The sequence below is a fragment of the Endobacter medicaginis genome, from assembly GCF_014192375.1.
Taxonomy (GTDB): Bacteria; Pseudomonadota; Alphaproteobacteria; order Acetobacterales; family Acetobacteraceae; genus Endobacter; species Endobacter medicaginis.
In genome coordinates, this window is sequence record NZ_JACHXV010000013.1 from 35781 (window position 1) to 53469 (window position 17689).

7 protein-coding genes and 1 pseudogene are annotated in these 17689 nt (G+C 66.8%); 6 read left to right on the forward strand and 2 right to left on the reverse strand.

What is annotated here, in order from left to right:
* Nucleotides 1–18: 18 nt before the first annotated feature.
* From FHR90_RS13725 to FHR90_RS13745, 6 genes and pseudogenes are all read left to right on the forward strand, one after another.
* Nucleotides 19–6663, forward strand: coding sequence for a DUF3320 domain-containing protein (locus FHR90_RS13725; protein WP_183275411.1), 6645 nt, complete (start codon nt 19–21; stop codon nt 6661–6663).
* 1 nt (nt 6664) lies between these two features.
* Complete coding sequence (locus tag FHR90_RS13730; protein ID WP_176621856.1) at nt 6665–8209, forward strand: TIGR02677 family protein; 1545 nt, start codon at nt 6665–6667, stop codon at nt 8207–8209.
* Nucleotides 8206–9468, forward strand: coding sequence for a TIGR02678 family protein (locus FHR90_RS13735; RefSeq protein WP_176621855.1), 1263 nt, complete (start codon nt 8206–8208; stop codon nt 9466–9468). Before FHR90_RS13730 ends, FHR90_RS13735 begins: the two co-directional genes overlap by 4 nt.
* A 20-nt stretch (nt 9469–9488) precedes the next feature.
* Nucleotides 9489–10271 (forward strand): hypothetical protein, encoded by a 783-nt coding sequence (locus FHR90_RS17240; protein ID WP_221188282.1) that lies wholly within the window; start codon nt 9489–9491, stop codon nt 10269–10271.
* A gap of 12 nt (nt 10272–10283) precedes the next feature.
* Nucleotides 10284–13592 (forward strand): annotated as a pseudogene (locus FHR90_RS13740) (TIGR02680 family protein); the annotation flags it as partial.
* 10 nt (nt 13593–13602) lie between these two features.
* Nucleotides 13603–14916, forward strand: coding sequence for a TIGR02679 family protein (locus FHR90_RS13745; RefSeq protein ID WP_218062047.1), 1314 nt, complete (start codon nt 13603–13605; stop codon nt 14914–14916).
* Nucleotides 14917–15296: 380 nt separating this feature from the next.
* Here FHR90_RS13745 and FHR90_RS13750 read toward each other — a convergent pair whose 3' ends face one another.
* Nucleotides 15297–16211, reverse strand: coding sequence for a restriction endonuclease (locus tag FHR90_RS13750; RefSeq protein ID WP_218062046.1), 915 nt, complete (start codon nt 16209–16211; stop codon nt 15297–15299).
* A 1-nt stretch (nt 16212) separates the two neighbouring features.
* On the reverse strand, nt 16213–17580 hold the full coding sequence (locus FHR90_RS13755; RefSeq protein ID WP_218062045.1) for a UvrD-helicase domain-containing protein: 1368 nt from the start codon (nt 17578–17580) through the stop codon (nt 16213–16215).
* Nucleotides 17581–17689: the final 109 nt, after the last annotated feature.

Consider the following 17689-nt stretch of genomic DNA (forward strand, 5'->3'; position numbering starts at 1 on the left):
GGCACCACAGGGGATTCCATGGACGAGACACAACCGCAAGGTTCGGCCGCCGCTGCCGAACTGAAGATTGACGCAACCCTGATCGCCAAATTGAACCTGGCGGACTTTCAGAATGCGGTCCCATTGGTCCGGGATCTATGGTTGATCAACGAGACCGACCAGACGCATGAGCAGGTCGAGCTGGTCCTGACTTCCGATCCACCCTTTTTGAAGCCGCGCCGATGGCGGATCGACACGCTGGCAGCGGGCTCCCGCTATCCGATCCGCGACATGGATGTGAACCTGGACGGCGGATTGCTGGCTCGGCTGACCGAAGCCGAGACGGCCGCGGTCTCACTGGCACTGCGCAAAGTGGAAGCAGATGCCTCCGCCCCTGCCCTCGCGCAACGCGATATCCACCTGGAGTTGCTCCCCCGCAATCAATGGGGAGGTATCTCGCATCTGCCCGACCTGGTCGCTGCCTTTGTCCAGCCCAACGATCCGGCCGTAGATCGACTGCTCAAGCGAACCGCCGAGGTGCTGCGTCAGAACGATCGCAATCCTGCACTGGACGGATATGCCGGCGGTGCCAAGCGCGCCTGGGAACTGGCCTCGGCCATCTGGGGCGCCACGGCCGGCATGCAGCTGGACTATGCCTTGCCGCCCGCCAGCTTCGAGCAGTCGGGCCAGAAGGTGCGCAGTCCCAGCCAGATCGAAAGCTCGGGCCTTGGAACGTGCTTCGACCTCGCGCTGCTGTTCTGCGCCGCACTCGAGCAGGCAGGCTTGAACCCCCTGCTGGTCTTCACAGAGGGCCATGCCTTTGCAGGTGTCTGGCTGCAACCGGAGGAATTTTCCAACACGGTCGTCGACGACGTGACCGCATTGCGCAAGCGCCTCAGGCTCAAGGAACTGGTGCTGTTCGAGACCACCCTGATCACCCAGCGCCCCACCGTCCCTTTCAGCTATGCCACCGAACGCGGTGCCCAGCAGGTTGACGAATCTCAGGATGCGGGGTTCCGCTTGGCCGTGGACATCCGCCGGGCACGGTTGCAACGCATCAAGCCATTGGCCAGTGCGGAGGCGGCAATTGCTACGGCGTCGGACACCGAAGGGTCACCGTCCACGCCCGCCGTGCCAAAGATCGAAGACGCGCCTGACCTGGCCGACAGCACGCCAGCCAATACAGAAGACGCCAGCCAACTCGATCCCAAGGACCGGCTGCTGCGCTGGCAGCGCAAGCTGCTGGATCTGTCGCTGCGCAACAACCTGCTCAACTTCAAGGCCGGCAAGAAGGTACTCAAGCTGGAAGCGCCGGACCCTGGCGCGCTGGAAGACCTGCTGGCCAGCGGCCAGTCCCTGAAGCTGCGCCCGCGTCCGGACCTGATGGACGGTCCCGATCCGCGCGATCAGGCCATCTACGAAGCCCGCGAACGTGAGAACGTGCGCCGCGCACACGCGCTGGAAGCCCTGCAGAAACGCGAGGTTTTCGTTGGCGTTCCCGAGATCGAACTCGATTCACGCCTGGTCGATTTGTTTCGCAGTGCCCGCACGACCTTGCAGGAAGGCGGTGCCAACACGCTTTATCTCGCCCTGGGCTTCCTATCCTGGACCCGCGAAGACCGTGACGGTCAGCGCTACCGCGCGCCCTTGATCCTGGTGCCGGTCAGCCTGCAGCGCAAGAGCGCCCGCTCGGGCTTCACGCTCAGCCTGCATGACGACGAGCCCCGCTTCAATCCGACCCTGATCGAGATGCTGCGCCAGGACTTCGAACTGAGCCTGGGCACGCTCGAAGGCGAACTGCCGCGGGACGATGCCGGCCTGGACGTCGCTGCGGTCTGGAAGGCTGTCGGCCACGCCATCAAGGACATCAAAGGCTGGGAAGTGACCGAGGACGTGGTGTTGTCCATGTTCTCGTTCGCCAAGTACCTGATGTGGAAAGACCTGGCCGAGCACAGCGAACAGTTGCGCGAGAACCCGGTCGTGCGCCACCTGCTGGACACCCCGCGCGATGCCTATCCTCCGGGTGCTCCGTTCCCGCAAGTGCGCGAACTGGATCAGCACTTCGACCCCAGGCAGGTGTTCTGCCCCTTGCCGGCGGATTCCTCGCAGTTATCGGCCGTGCTGGCCGCCTCGCAGGGCAAGGACTTCGTCCTGATCGGCCCACCGGGGACGGGCAAGAGCCAGACCATCGCCAACCTGATCGCCCAATCCCTGGCACAGGGCCGGCGCGTCCTCTTCGTATCCGAGAAAATCGCGGCGCTGGACGTCGTCTACCGGCGCCTGCGCGAAATCGGCCTGGGCGAGTTCTGCCTGGAGCTGCACTCGAGCAAGGCCCGCAAACTTGACGTACTGGCCCAGTTGCAGTCCGCCTGGTCCAGTAGCGGCCAAGCCGACGCCGAGCAGTGGCGGGCAGAAGCCGACAAGCTCAAACGCCTGCGCGATGCGCTGAACATCTATGTGGAACGCCTTCATCAGCGTCGCCGCAACGGCCTGAGCCTGTTCGATGCCATCGGCACCGTCAGCGCGGGACATGACGTCCCGACACTTCCCTTGGCCTGGCCCTTGGCCGATCAGCACGATCATGCTGGCATCGAACAGTTGCGCAGTGCCGTGGACCGCCTGGAAGTCAATGCACAAGCCATTGGCCATTCCGCGCTGGCGCAGCACCCCCTCGCCCTGGTTGGCCAGGGAGACTGGTCGCCCACCTGGCAGCAACAGCTGATCGCCGCTGCGCGTGAGGTGCTTCCCGCCGCCCAGGCGACGATCGAATCCGCCCAGGCATTTATCCAGGCCATCGGCCTGCCCTCACCCACGTTGACGCCCGAAACCTGCGAAGCGCTGCTGCTGCTCGCTCAACGCCTGCCTTTGGCGGCGGGACATGATTGGCGCTTTGTCCTGCGCCCCGACGCACGCAGCCTGAGCCAACGCCTGCAGGAAGGCGCGGCACTGGTGCGCCGCCATGCGGAACTGAACATGCAGTTGTCTACGCCGTGGCCAACCTCTGTCATGACCGCCTGCGTCGACGGGCTGGCCCTGCTCACCGAGCACCGGCAGACTCATGGCGAGCTTAGCGAGCCCTGGCCGGTACGCATCACCGTCCAGCTCAACCAGGCGCTAGGCCTGCTGGCTCAGCTCAGCGAACATCATGCGGCCCTGTCGGTTCCCTACGGTGAGACGATCGAACAGCTCGACGTCGCCCAGTTGCAGCAGATGTGGGAACAGGCCGAGCAGACGTTCTGGCCCAAGTCGTGGCTGGGTCAACGTAAGGTCACGGCGCAACTGTCCAGCACGACTACGGGAGGCGCGCAGCCCGACGTCGCCAACGATCTGCAGCATTGGAATGCCATCCGCGCCTTGCGCCAGCAGATCCAGGCCATCGCTCCAGGCCCGGAATGCGCGGACGTGTGGACAGGACTGGAGACACAACAGGACAAGGTGCGCACGGCCCTGCGCTGGCAAACCGCCCTGGCTGCCGTACGCGAAGGCCAGGCCTGGGAGGACGACGGCTTCGACGCCATCGCCAGCGGCCAATGCGGGGCGGCCCTGCAGGCCGATCTGCAGCGGGCCCGGCGACTGCGCCAGCTCGACCAGGAGATTGCGGCACAGGCATCGCTGGAAACGGCGACCGACGGCCTATGGGCAGGGCATGCCACGCAAGTCGACCGCCTGCGTGCCGCACTCGACTTCCTGAGCGACTGGCGCAAGCATGCCCAGCAAGGTGCATTGGATGTCCACATCTTGGTTGAGGAAGGCGCTTGCGGCCCCACGCTGGCACGCGACCAACAGACGCTTCACCAGCGGGCGGATACGGAACAGGCACTGGCCGCCCTGGACGACTTGCGCGAGTCCACCGCGGGCTTGTGGAAAGGTCTCGCAACCAATCTGGCTGACCTCGAACAGGCTTGCCAACTGCGGGAGGATTTGGCTGCCGTGCTGGCCCGCCTGGCCACCACGCCCGAACAGATCTCTGCCTGCAAGGCACCGCTGCATGCGCTGTTGGGCGATGCCAATGCACTGCTGGAGCCCGGTGGTCGAATCGCGCTGGCCGGCGCTCAGTATTTGGAGAAATGGGCACAGCTGCTTCCCCGGCGCGAGGCACTCGCGACCACCGGACATTTTGCCGAGACTGCCCAGACGCAGTGGCAGGCAATGTCGCTCGACGGGCTGATCGAGCAAAGCCAGTCCATCGTGCGCGCCGAACACGGCCTGCGCAGCTGGTGCGCATGGCGCCAGGCGCGCGACGAGGCGCTGGCGCTCGGGCTGGCCACCCTGGTCCAGGGCATCGAGCAAGGCCAGGTCGGCCCGGACCAAGCACGCCGAACTTTCGAGACCAACTACGCGCGCTGGTGGCTCAACGCCGTGGTCGATCATGAGCCGGTCATCCGCGGTTTCGTCAGCGCCGAGCACGAACAGCGCAACCGCGATATCCGCGAGCTCGATGAGCGCTTCACCTCCCTGACCCGGGACTGGCTGCGTGCCCGCCTGTGCGCTGACCTGCCCTCGCAGGACAACATCAGCCGCAACTCCGAATGGGGGCTGCTGCGGCACGAGATGGGCAAGAAGCGCGCGCACCTACCGTTGCGCGAACTGATGGCCCAGATTCCGGAGGCGCTGACCAAGCTCACGCCCTGCCTGCTGATGAGCCCGCTGTCCATCGCCCAGTACCTCCAGGCCGGGGCCAACGCATTCGACCTGGTGATCTTCGACGAAGCCTCGCAGATCCCGGTCTGGGATGCGATCGGTGCCATCGCCCGCGGCCGCCAGGTCGTCATGGTCGGCGACCCCAAACAGTTGCCGCCGACCTCCTTCTTCGACCGAGCCGAATCCGGGCTGGACGACGAAGACGTCGAGGCCGACCTGGAGAGCATCCTCGACGAGTGCATCGGCGCCAATCTGCCGACACGGAATCTGAACTGGCACTACCGTTCCCGACATGAAAGCCTGATAGCCTTCTCCAACCATGCCTACTACGACGGCGGTCTGGTCACCTTTCCTTCCCCCGTCACCAATGATCGCGCGGTCAGCTTGCAATTGGTGTCGGGTGCCTATCAGAAGGGAGGCACGCGGACCAACCCCGCAGAGGCCAAGGCGCTGGTCGCCGATGTCGTGGCGCGGCTGACGACCCCCGGTTTCCGAGAAAGCGGGCTGACGATCGGCGTGGTCACCTTCAATGCCGAGCAGCAGAAGCTGATCGAGGACCTGCTCGACGACGCACGACGCAACGACCCACGTCTGGAGCCCTACTTCGCCGAGGACGAGTTGGAACCGCTGTTCGTCAAGAACCTGGAGAGCGTGCAGGGCGACGAACGCGATCTCATCTATTTCTCCATCACCTACGGCCCGGACCCCGCAGGCCAACTGGCCATGAACTTCGGCCCGCTCAACCGCCAAGGCGGCGAGCGCCGGCTCAACGTGGCCATCACCCGTGCACGTCACGAACTGCGCGTGTTCGCCAGCTTCCGGGCCGAGCAGATGGACCTGGCACGCACCCAGGCCATCGGCGTGCGCGACCTCAAGCACTTCCTGGAATTCGCCGAACGCGGTGCCCGTGCGCTGGCGGAAGCCAACCGCGGTAGTCTGGGCGGCTTCGAGAGTCCCTTTGAACAGGCCGTGGCCGCCGCCCTGGCCCGGCGCGGCTGGCACGTCCAGCCGCAGATCGGTGCCTCTTCGTTCCGCGTCGACCTCGGTATCGTCGATCCCGACGCAGCCGGACGTTATCTGGCCGGTGTGGAGTGCGATGGCGCCACCTATCATCGCAGCGCCACTGCGCGCGATCGCGACAAGCTGCGCGAGCAAGTCCTGCGCGGTCTGGGATGGGACATTGTTCGCGTCTGGTCCACCGACTGGTGGATCGATCCGGCCGGCACGCTCGACAGGCTGGATGCCCGGCTGCGAGCCGTGCTCACGGCCCAGCGCGAGCGGCGTGCAGAAGAGGCAGAGCGCGAAGCCGAGGCCGAGCGCCTGGCGCAGGCGGCCATCGTGCAAGCCATGGCGTCAGTGACGAAGCCGGACGAGGAAACGGCGGCCCCCATCCAGGCACCAGACCCGATCACACCGGAAGTCTCGGCGACAGCTCCATCGCAGCAAGTCGAGGAAGTCTTTGCTCGCCAGGTCTCCGCAGTAGCAGCCCGTGCCTACACCGATGCTGAAGAAATAACGCCACCGGAAGCCTCGCTCTATCGGGTCACAGATCCCACCGAAGCTGTCGCCGGGGCCAATCCCGATAGATTCTTTGACGGTGAGTACAACGACATCCTGTCGGCCATGATCGCGCACGTCGTCGATCACGAGGGGCCCGTGCTCGACGCGCTGCTGGCCCGTCGCATCGCCCGTGCCCACGGCTGGCTGCGCACGGGCGGACGAATCCGCGAGCGCGTATTCCAACTTGCTCGGGCCCGCTATCGGACGACGGATGAAGAGGTCGGCACGTTCTACTGGCCCGAGAACCGTGATCCTGCAACGGAGCCACCTTTCCGGGCGCCTGCCGACGAGGACAGCTTGCGGGCAGCCGACGAGATCAGCTTGCAGGAACTGGCTTCGCTGGCCCGTGCCATGATCGCACGCGGCGCTCAAGGCGAATCGATCTACACCGCGATGGCACGCGAACTGGGACTGCAGAAGTTGGGCGCCGCGAGCCGGGCGCGTTTGGCGCTGGCCTTGCAATCCATATCGCCCAGCCCGTGAAATGACGCTCCCAGCAACAGTCCAAGCCGATCTGTTTCGCCACGTCAGTGCGGAAAAGGCCGCGCTGTATCGCTGCGTCATGGATTGCTTCGCCGCTGCCAAGCGGCAGTTCCGGCTGCATCTTCGCCCCGACGAGGTATTGGAAGACGGCGACTGGTCGACGTTGGTCAGCTCGGCCACGCCCCGGATGGAAGAAATCCAGGCGGCGCTGGCGCAATTGGCCGAATGGGGCAACCTCGAATCCCAGCCGGACACCGCCCGTGTCGCCAGCATCAGCGACTTCTATCGCGCGCGCTTCGTCTACCGGCTCTCGCTGGGTGGCGAGGCGGTGGAAGCCGCGCTAGCAGCCTTCAGCCGCACGCTGCGCCGGCGCGCCGAGTTGCAGAGCGTCGCACTTGAGGACATCGCCCTGCGCCTGAAGGCGTTGCTGGCCCTGGCCGACAGCGCCGAACCCGATGCCGTCAAGGTGCACGAAACCCTGCGCGACCTAGTTCGCGTGTTTGAGAGCTTGGCCGACAACGCTCAGGCCTTCATGGCTGGCGTCGGCCGCGGCATCGAATTGCAGCAGGCCGACGCCGCAGCCGTGCTCGCATACAAAAAGCGGCTGATCGACTACTTGGAGCGTTTCATCGGCGATCTGGTCGCGCGTTCCGGCGGCATCGCCCAGCACATCCTCTCGCTGCAGCCGCGCATCGAATCGCTGCTGTGGCTGGCCGCCCAGCGCCAGGCCCGCGACAGCGCGCCGGGGGACGAAGCAGAGCAACTCGATGCAGTCACGCGCGGCTGGCAGGCCTGGCGCGAACGCTGGACCGGGCTGCGCCGCTGGTTCCTAGCCACCGGACACGCGCCCGCGCAGTCCGAATTGCTGCGCGCCAAGGCACGCGCGGCGATCCCGCAGCTGCTGTCAGCCGTGGCCACAATCAATGAGCGCCGCAGCGGACGCAGCGACCGCTCTGCGGACTTCCGCATGCTTGCGGGCTGGTTCGCAGCCTGCGAGGACGATGCCCAGGCCCATCGCCTGGCGCGCGCAGCATTCGCGCTCAACCCGGCCCGCCACTTCTCGTTGAACCCCGAACTGGCGTCCGGGGCGCAGGACTTGCCCGCCAGCACGCCTTGGGCCGACGCGCCGCCGTTGCGCATCCATCCGCGCCTGCGCGAATACGGCCAGGCATCGCCACGCGGCGCACTGCCACGGGTGCAGGCGCGCGATACCGAGCGCCAATTGCTCGCCGCTCGGCTGCACGAGGAACATGCGCAAATCGAAGCCGCTCGCCAGCGCCTGGCCAACGGCCGCAGCGCGCGCCTGTCCGAGTTCGGCACACTCGACCCGCATGCCTTCGCCCTGTTCCTCGGGCTGCTGGGCGAGGCGCTGACCGCGCAATCCTCGCCCGACGCCGAGGTGGACGTGCCCAGCGGCGACGGCCTGCTGCGCATCCGCATGCAGCCGCTGGCCGCGGACAGCCGGGCCACCATCCACACCGCCACCGGCACGTTCAGCGGCCGCGACCACCTGATCACCGTCACTCGCACGGACGCAGTACCATGAGCCCCAGCGACAGCCGCACGAACAGCCACAGCATCGGCCGCCAGCAGGCCCGCCACCGCGACGACGAACGCCGCCAGGCGCTGCGCGCCCTGCTGATGTCGCCGCTGATGACCCCGGCGCACGAGGGCTTCGCCGCCGTGCGCCGCCACGCCGACGAGCTACGCGCCTGGTTCGCGCGCGAGACCGGCTGGACGCTGCACATCGAGCGCGACTGCGCGCGCCTGTACAAGCGGCCGGCCGACCTGCGCGACGCCAGCCGCGGCCTGCCCGGTTACGACTACAGGCGCTACGTGCTGCTGTGCCTGGCCTGCGCAGTGCTCGAACGCGCCGACCCGCAGATCACCCTGCGTGTCCTCGGCGAGCGGCTGCTGACGCTGGCCGCCGACCCTGCGCTGGAATCGCGCGGCTTTCGTTTCACCCTCGGCGCCGCGCACGAGCGCCGCGAACTGGTCGCCGTCTGCCGCAGCCTGCTGGAGATCGGCGTGCTGCAGCGTGTCGCCGGCGACGAAGAAGGCTACGTACGCAGCAGCGGCGAGGCGGCCGAGGGCGCGGACGCCTTGTACGATGTGCGCCGCCGCGTACTGGCTGCGGTGCTCTCAGCGGTCCGCGGCCCGTCCACCTGGCCCGCCGAGCAGGCCCCGGTGGACCTGGACGCACGCCTAGCCTCGCTGGTAACCGAGCACCAGCCCGACAGCGAGGAAGGCCGGCGCACGGCCCTGCGCCACCACCTCGCACGCCGCCTGCTAGACGACCCCGTGGTCTACCTGGATACCCTCGACGCCGAATTGCGCGCCTATTTCGTCAACCAGCGCGGCGCGATGGCCAGCCGCCTGTGCGAGGCCACCGGCCTGGTCGCCGAGCAGCGTGCCGAAGGCCTGGCTCTGGCGGACGAGGATGCAGAACTGACCGACATCGCCATGCCCGCCGAAGGCACCGAGGCCCATGCCACCCTTCTGGTCGCCGAGTTTCTGTCCCGGTCGCGAGAAACCACCGATGCGATCAACCGCGACGACGTCATCGCCTTCCTCGCCACCGCCCGTGAAGCGCACGGCAGCTACTGGCGCAAATCGGCGCGCGAACCCGGTGCCGAACGTGAACTGGCCGACCTGGCACTTGAGCGCCTGCAGAAACTGCAACTCGCGGCATGCGACGAGACCCACGTCCAGCCCCTGCCCGCACTGGCGCGCTTCGCCCTGGGCGAGGCCGATATCCGCCAGCCAGCCGCGCCCGCGGCCGCCCATCCGTCCCTGTTCGAATGACCGACACCACCTCCCCGTCCTTGCCCATCCCCACCCTCGCACGCTGGCAGCCACTGCGGCTGGGGCTGATCGAGCTGTTCCACTACGACAGCGAGGAGTTCTGGTTCCGCGACGGCCACCTGCTGTTGCGCGGCAACAATGGCACCGGCAAGTCCAAGGTGCTCTCGCTGACCCTGCCGTTCCTGTTCGACGCCCAGCTCAAGCCCTCGCGCATCGAACCCGACGGCGACGCCAGCAAGAAGATGGCCTGGAACCTGCTGCTGGGCCGCCTCGACCGCCGTATGGGCTATGCCTGGCTGGAGCTGGGCCGGCTCGGCGCCGACGGCCAGCCGCACTACCTCACGCTGGGCTGCGGACTGCTGGCGGTGGCCGCGCGCCCCCAGGTCGACAGCTGGTTCTTCGTGCTCGAACAGCAGCGCATCGGCCAGGACATCTGGCTGATGAGCCCCACGCGTGCGGTGCTCACGCGCGAGCGCCTGCGCGACGCGCTGCAGGACCATGGGCAGGTGTTCGATACCGCGACCGCCTACCGGCGCGCGGTCGATGAGCGTCTGTTCCACCTGGGGCCGCAGCGCTACACCGCGCTGATGGATACGCTGATCCAGCTGCGCCAGCCGCAGCTCTCCAAAAAACCGGACGAGGCCAACCTCTCCAACGCGCTGACCGAAGCACTGCCGCCGATCTCCACCGACCTGCTGGCCGACGTCGCCGACGCCCTGAACCAGCTCGAGGAATACCGCCGCGAGCTGGAGGAGTACGAGGCCTTGGAGCGCGCCGTCGGCCAGTTCAACCAGCGTTACTAGCGCTACGCCGCCACCCAGGCCCGGCGCCGTGCACGCAGCCTGCGCAGCGCGCAGACCGGCTTCGACAACGCCAGCCGCGACCTCAACGACGGCCGCCTCGCCCTGGGGGCCGCACGCGTCGCCGAAACCGGAGCGACACAGGCGCAACAGTGGGCGGAAAATGCGCTGGCCGGCCACCGCAGCCGGCTCGACGAGTTGCAGAACGACCCGGCCATGACCGACGCCAAAGCCCTGGACAAGGCGGCAGCCGACGCCGAGCGGCAGCAACGCGACGCGGGCGCCGCCCGCACTGAACGCCAGCGCCGACAGACCCGCTTCGAGCAGGAACAGCAGGCCACACGGCAGCGCGCCCAGCGTGCAGAGGATGCGGGCCACGCACTGGCCGAGGCCCGCACACAGGCCAGCGCAGCGGCCGAAGCCGCTGGCCTGGTGTCCAACTACGGCGCCAGCCTGCTGGCCCACGGCGAGGCCGCCACCCTGACGTCAGCGGCGCTGGAATCGGCACAGCAGGACCTGCGCCACACCGCTGCCGCCCGTCGCGAACAGGTCGCCCACCTGCAGCGTCGCTGCGACGAAGCCGAGCAGGCGGCCCACGAGCGGGCACGCGCGCAGGACTTGCGCGACGAACGTGCCGACGAGGCAGAGGCCGCGGCCGCCCGCCGCGAAGAGGCCGACGCGGCCGTCGAAAGGCAAGGCCAGCACCTGCTCGAAGCCTGGCAATCCCATCTGGATGCTGCGCAGCAGTTGCAGGTGCCCGACAGCGGCGACGTCCTCGAAACGCTGGCCGCCTGGACCGCGAGCCTACACGGCGACAACCCCGCGCGCGCCGCCCTGCACCGCGCCCAGCAGGCCGCCAGCCTGCGGCTGGCCCAGCGCCAGGCCATGTTGCAGACCGAACAACAAGCCCTGGAACAAGAACAAGCCACGCTGCACGCGGAGCGCACGCGCCTGCAATCCGGCGAAGACGCCCTGCCCCCGCCACCGGCATGGCGCGCGCCCGGCGCGCGCGAAGGTCGGGGCGGCGCGCCGCTGTGGCAACTGGTCGAATTCGCGCCTGCAGTGCCGGCCGATCTGCAGCCCGGCCTCGAAGCCGCACTGCAGGCCTCGGGTCTGCTCGACGCCTGGGTGACGCCCGACGGACAGTTGCTGGATGCTGGCGGCGCGCCGCTGCCGCACGATGCCCAGTGGCTTGGCCGGCCAGCGCGCCCGGATTCGCTGGCCGCGTGGCTACAGCCGGCGACCCCGGCCGAGGCCACGCCGATGGTCGCCCCCGCCGTGCTGCAACGCCTGTTCGAAGGCGTCGCCTGCGGCGAGCAGGACGACCCGGGCGCCGAAGCCTGGATCGGACCCGGCGGCCGCTTCCGGCTGGGCGCATTGGCCGGCGCCTGGCACAAGCCCCGCGCCGAGTTCATCGGTTACGCGGCACGCGCTGCCGCCCGCGCGCGCCGCCTGGCCGAGATCGCCCAGCGACTGGAGGAACTCGACCTAGCGCATGCGCAGTTGCAGGCCGGCTCCGCCCAACTCGCTGCCGACCAGCGCCAGGCTGCCAGCGAATGGCAGTCCGCGCCCACCGACGACACCCTGCGCGCCGCGCACCTGCAAGCCAGCACGCGCGTGCGCGAGCTCGATGCGGCCAGGCTGCGCCTGGACCAGGCCGAGCACGCCCTGCGCAGTGCCATCCAGCAATGGGAAGCGGCCAGCCAGACCCTGGAGCAGGACGCCCAGGATCTTGCGCTGCCGCCAGCGCGCGACGCCCTGCGCACCATCGATCGGGCGCTGCTCGCCTTCGGCGATCGGCTGCATGCGCTGACCAGTGCCGCGCGCGCCTGCCACGACGCCTTGGCCGAACACCGCCAACAAGTCGAACGCGAACAGCAAGCACGGACCGATGCCGAACACGCGACCGAGCAAGCGGCCGAACGCGACCTCCTGGCCGAAGAAGCCCGTATCCGCCTGCAGACGCTGCGTGAATCCGTCGGCGCCAAGGTCGAGGAACTGCAGCAGCGCATCCGCGATGCCCGACAGGCCGTCAGCAGTGCAGATCTGGAACTCAAGTCGAGCAACGAAGCGCTTCGCCTTGCAGGCGAAACGCGGGCCCGGGCCGAACAAAAAGTCGAGGCGGCCGACGCCATCCTGAGCGAGCGCATCGCCTCGCGCCAGCAAGCCATCGAGCACTGGCAGGGCTTCGCCGCCACCGGCCTGCTCGAAATCGCACTGCCCGATGCCGAACTGCCGCCGCAGGCTGCGCCCTGGACCATCGAACCCGCCCTGGCCCTGGCACGCCGCGCCGAACAGGCGCTGCTGCAGGTCAAGGACGACGACGACGCCTGGAACCGCGTGCAGAACCAGGTGTCGCAGGACTACACCGAACTCGGCCGCGCGCTGGCCGCGCTCAGCCACCGCGCCCAGGCCGAAACCAGCGATTTCGGCCTGATCGTCAGCATCGTCTACCAGAACCGGCCCGAGCGCCCCGACCAACTGGGCACGCGCCTGACCAGCGAAATCGCGCAGCGCCGGGAACTGCTAACCGCCGGCGAACGCGAGGTGCTGGAGAACCACCTGCAGGCCGAAATCGCCAGCGCCATCCACAAGCTGCTGCGCGACGCCGAGCAACAGGTGCTGGCGATCAACGCAGAACTGGCCAAGCGTCCGACCTCCACCGGCGTGCGCTTCCGGCTGCTGTGGGAGACCCTGCTCGAAAGCGGCGATGGCGGCGCCCCGGTCGGCCTCAAGGCCGCCCGCCAGCGCCTGCTCAACACCAGCACCGATCTGTGGAGCGCCGAGGACCGCCGCGTGGTCGGCGAAATGCTGCAACAGCGCATCGCCGCCGAGCGCAGCCGCGCCGACGCCGACCAGGGCGGCAGCCTGCACGAACAACTGGCGCGCGCACTCGACTATCGCCGCTGGCACCGTTTCCGCGTCCAGCGCTGGGATGGACAATGGCGCCCGTTGTCCGGTCCGGCCTCCAGCGGCGAACGCGCCCTGGGCCTGACCGTACCGCTGTTCGCCGCCGTCTCCAGCTACTACTCCCAGGCCGGCCACGCGCATGCGCCGCGACTGGTCCTGCTCGATGAGGTCTTCGCCGGCATCGATGACGCCGCACGCCATCACTGCTGGGCGCTGATCCGCGAATTCGACCTCGACTTCGTGGTCACCAGCGAACGCGAATGGGCCTGCTCGGCCGAGTTGCCCGGGGTGGCTATCGCCCAATTGCAACGCCACGAAGGCATTGACGCCGTGCACGTCTCGCGCTGGACCTGGGACGGCCTCGCCAAGCGACAGGAACCCGACCCCGATCGCCGATTCCCGCCTGCCGCCTGATCTGCCCCACTTGAACCCGACCTGCATGTGCGCCGACGCCACGCTCCCCCCCGATCCGCGCTTGCAACGCCTGCTGGGCGACGATGCCCTCGCCCCACTGCGCCAGCGGCTGCGCCGATACTTCGAGCGCATCGGCCCCGATGCCACCGCATCGACACTGCGGCTGGACCGACTCGCCCCCGACGCGCACCAAGCGCTCTGCCAGATGACCGGCAGACCCTTACGACCGGCGCGCTCGATCACCCTGGACATCCGCCAACTGGACACGGCATTGCGCGAAGCCGGCCTAGCGAACTCACTGCGCGACGCGCTGGAACGCCTAGACGGTCCTATCGTCGACAAGACGCGGCAGCGCCTGGAACTGCAGGCACGCTGGGCCGCCGCGACCGACTCGGTCGATGCGTGCCCGCTGCTGCAGGATTGGTTGAACACATCGTCAGCCCCGCCGCTGCTCAAGCGCCTGAGTCGTGCCCCGGAAAATGCCATGCCATTATTGAACGCCGCCGACAGCGTGCTGCGCGCTCTTCCAGCGCAGGGGCGACCCCGCTCACAATTGGCAGCCAGCCTGCTCGGCGACGCCCATGCCCTCGACGCTGGGCGACCGGTGGCCACCCTCGTACTCGCCGCTTGGCGGCATTACGAGCGGCAACACCCAACAAACCACGAAACCGGGGAGGATCCAGAAGATGCTCCAAAGGAAGAAGGCACGGAGGAGCGTCAACGCGACATCTGGGCACGTGCTGGCATCCTGGTCAACGAATTGGCCAGGCCCGCACTCTTCCTCAATTTGCCGGTGGCCACCTCCCAAGGAGCGCTAGGGAATCCAGGCGAACCGTCGTACATTTCGCTGCGGCAATTACTTCGAGCCAGCACGATCTGGTCCGTCGCCGATCGCGTCGTCCATGTCTGCGAGAACCCCAACGTCCTCGCCATCGCAGCCGAGCAGTTGGGCGCCAGCTGCGCTCCACTGGTCTGCACGGACGGCATGCCATCGGCTGCGCAACGTATCCTGCTAGATCAATTGCAGGCCGCCGGCGCAAAGCTGCTCTATCACGGAGACTTCGATTGGCCCGGCATCGGCATCGCGAACTTCGTGATCCGCACCTGGAATGCAAATCCTTGGCGAATGAGCACCCAAGATTACGAAGCTGCCGCTAGTTCCACCACACGCGTGAGGCATGAACTTGGTGCCATACCTGTCAACGCCGACTGGGATATTCATCTCTCAACCGCAATGCAGAACCGTGGCACTGCCATCGCAGAGGAAGCCGTAGCGACCATTCTGATTGAGGATCTACGCATACCGGGTCCGGCAGAAAACTGATTGACCTCCACCGGATTACTCCGATTCACCGATGATTTGCGCCAACCTGATGATCCACGCCACAGCGCGACGACTTACGCTGGGACCCTACCCGCCCACTCGATTGTTCATATATCCCATAACCGACTGAAATTGCTAATCTTTTTCAGAAAACAGCAGCGTTATCCCGCCAGCGATGCCGTCAAAAAGTTACGCTTTTGATTTTAAAGGGAAAATTCGCAGAAAAAAATTTTGCAAATTCTCGCATCTATCGAGATCGATCGGATGTAATCTCGCTCTCTCGATAAGCATCGCCGCCAGATCGCGTCAAACACGATACCGTCAGAGCTACGTAGCACGTATCAATCCCGCGAGCCATGGCGGCAACCGCGAAGCTCACCTCAAGCGCTTCGCAGGTTCAGATCGCGGACAGCGATGAACGCTCGATTAGTTTCCGCGGCGCGGCGGGCCTTTTCCTCGAGCACGTCGATCAACGACACCTTGCGCGAGAGCACCTCGTACAGGTCAAGGCCATCCGCGCAAATCAGGTTGGTTTGCCGGCCACGCGAGAAGGCCTCAAGCCCATCGGCCGTGAATCCGGAATTGCTGACGAACAGTCCGCGCGACCAGGACGCCTTGCCCGCGATCTTCCCAGAGAAAGTCATCAGGTCGGCAAAGCCAATCTGTGGCCCATGCCATTTGGCTTCGACCAGATAGGTTTGTCCTTGCAGCTTGAAGCTGCCGTCAATCTGTTCGCCCACGAGCCGAAACGCTCCGCGTGGTGCAAGGCCGAAGCCCGCGAACAGCTCATTCAGAAAGCCCTCGAAGCGAAGGCCGCGTGCCTGCGGGTCCAGCTTCGTGATCTCGATAAGATGCGCCGCCAGCTCCTGCGCTTTGGCCGCGCTCAACGTTCCGGCGGTTTGCGGCGGTCCTTCCTCGGCCTTCGGCTGAGCGAAGCTGTTGAGGAAAGCCGGGTCAAGCAACTCCGGAATCTTGAACTCCACCCCGGGAAGAAGGGTGTTCAGCCGATCGATCTCGGCGCGGGTCAGTGGATTTCCCTTGCCGCGCCGATAGGTCATCGCCTGCCTGACGATCGCGACGATCAACTTTGTGAAATAAGAGCGCCGATGTTCGAGCGTGGACGTCAGGAGCTGCACGATCGCCGGCCTTTTGCTTCCCGGGACCCACAGATCGCCGATTCCGGCTTGCGCCGCCGCCAACGGAAAGGCGGTCTTGTTGTTTCCGCTGCCCGGCAGGAAATCGTAGAACAGGTCGGCCAGGTCTTCGACAGTCTGAGCTTCGCGGAATGACAGCATATTATTCGTCCTCGGCCTCCTGCATTCGCGCTTCAAGCTCGTTCAGGAACGGAGAGCGCCCCCAATACATCCTCCCGCCGCGCGTATCGACGTAACCAGAATACAGCATGTGAATTTCATCTCGGGCCCGCGTCAGCCCTACATAAAACAGGCGCCGGCTTTCCCGCCGCACCGCGGGCAACTCGCTCCGCCATGGCAAGCTGCCCAGGTCGAGTCCGACCATGATGACCACGTCGTATTCGCAGCCCTTGGCGGAGTGCAGCGTCAAAAGATTGAGGTGGACTGGCGAGCCGTCGCGGCCGCCAAGGCTGGCGAGATCGAGATCCGCGAGCGGCCCGCCAGCAGCGAGCGCCGTCGACATGCGATCGACCTGTTCGCTCTGATCTGCGAGACTCGGCTCGGCCGCCATGAGCGCATCGAGCATGCCATCGCGCAACGACGCCACAAAGTCTCGGGCGAGCCCTTCTTCGACGCGAAGGGACCAGAGAAGCCTCGTCAGGCTTTGCAGCTCGGTTCGCGCCTGGGCATCCGAAATCCGTGCGCGATGGAAACCGATCCATCGATCGAGCAGACCGCGCAACTGCGGCCGCGCTTCGCGCCAGCCTCCGGCGCACCACGCCGCGCAATCCTCGATCCAGTTCGTAAGGGCGACCTTGCGATACGGCGCGACCGTGTCGACCCTCACAAAGTCGAGGTCCGCTGCCGCCACCGCTTCCGCCACCACGTCGCCGGCCCGATAGTCTCGGTAAAGGATAGCGATGTCGCCGAGGGCACGCCCGGGCTTGGCGGCAAGCGCCGCCGGGATAATCTCGGCCACGGCGTGCGCCGCCTGGCCCTCCAAGCCATCATCGCACTCGACGAAGGCGATCACCGCCTGGCGATCCGGGTCATTCGACTGGTAGCCGCGCGCCTCCCCCAGCGCCATTTCCGAAGCGCTGACAATCCGCGAGGCCGAGCGATAGTTGAGCTGGAGCTGTACGCGCTCGACGTCCTCGCGCTCGGCCAGTTCCTGCAGTAACGCCCCGTCGGCGCCCGTAAAGCCGTAAATCGACTGATCCGGGTCGCCAACCGCGAAGAGACGAACACCGCCGTCGAAGGCCACGCGCTTGACGATCCGGTGCAGCGCCACGCCGAGATCCTGATATTCATCCACCGCCAGGACCGGGAATTTCGCCTGAAGCAGCGGAAGCACCCAATCATGCTCCGACACCAAGCGTTGGCCGAAGATCACGAGGTCGTCGAAGTCAACGAGACCCGTGCGCCGCAGCTCAGCCTCGTAGCCCTCCGCCCAGGCCGCAAGCTCCTCTTCGCTGGTCCAGGCCTCCGACGTCCTGTCGAGGATCGACCGGCGATGACGCCCAAGGTCCATCGGCTTGTTGGGATTGTACCGCCCGCAGATTGTGAGACACCGATCTGAAGCCTACGCGGCGACGGCCGCGAGTGGAAGCTGCGCGGCGCGGATTGCGGCCGGTGGCCGG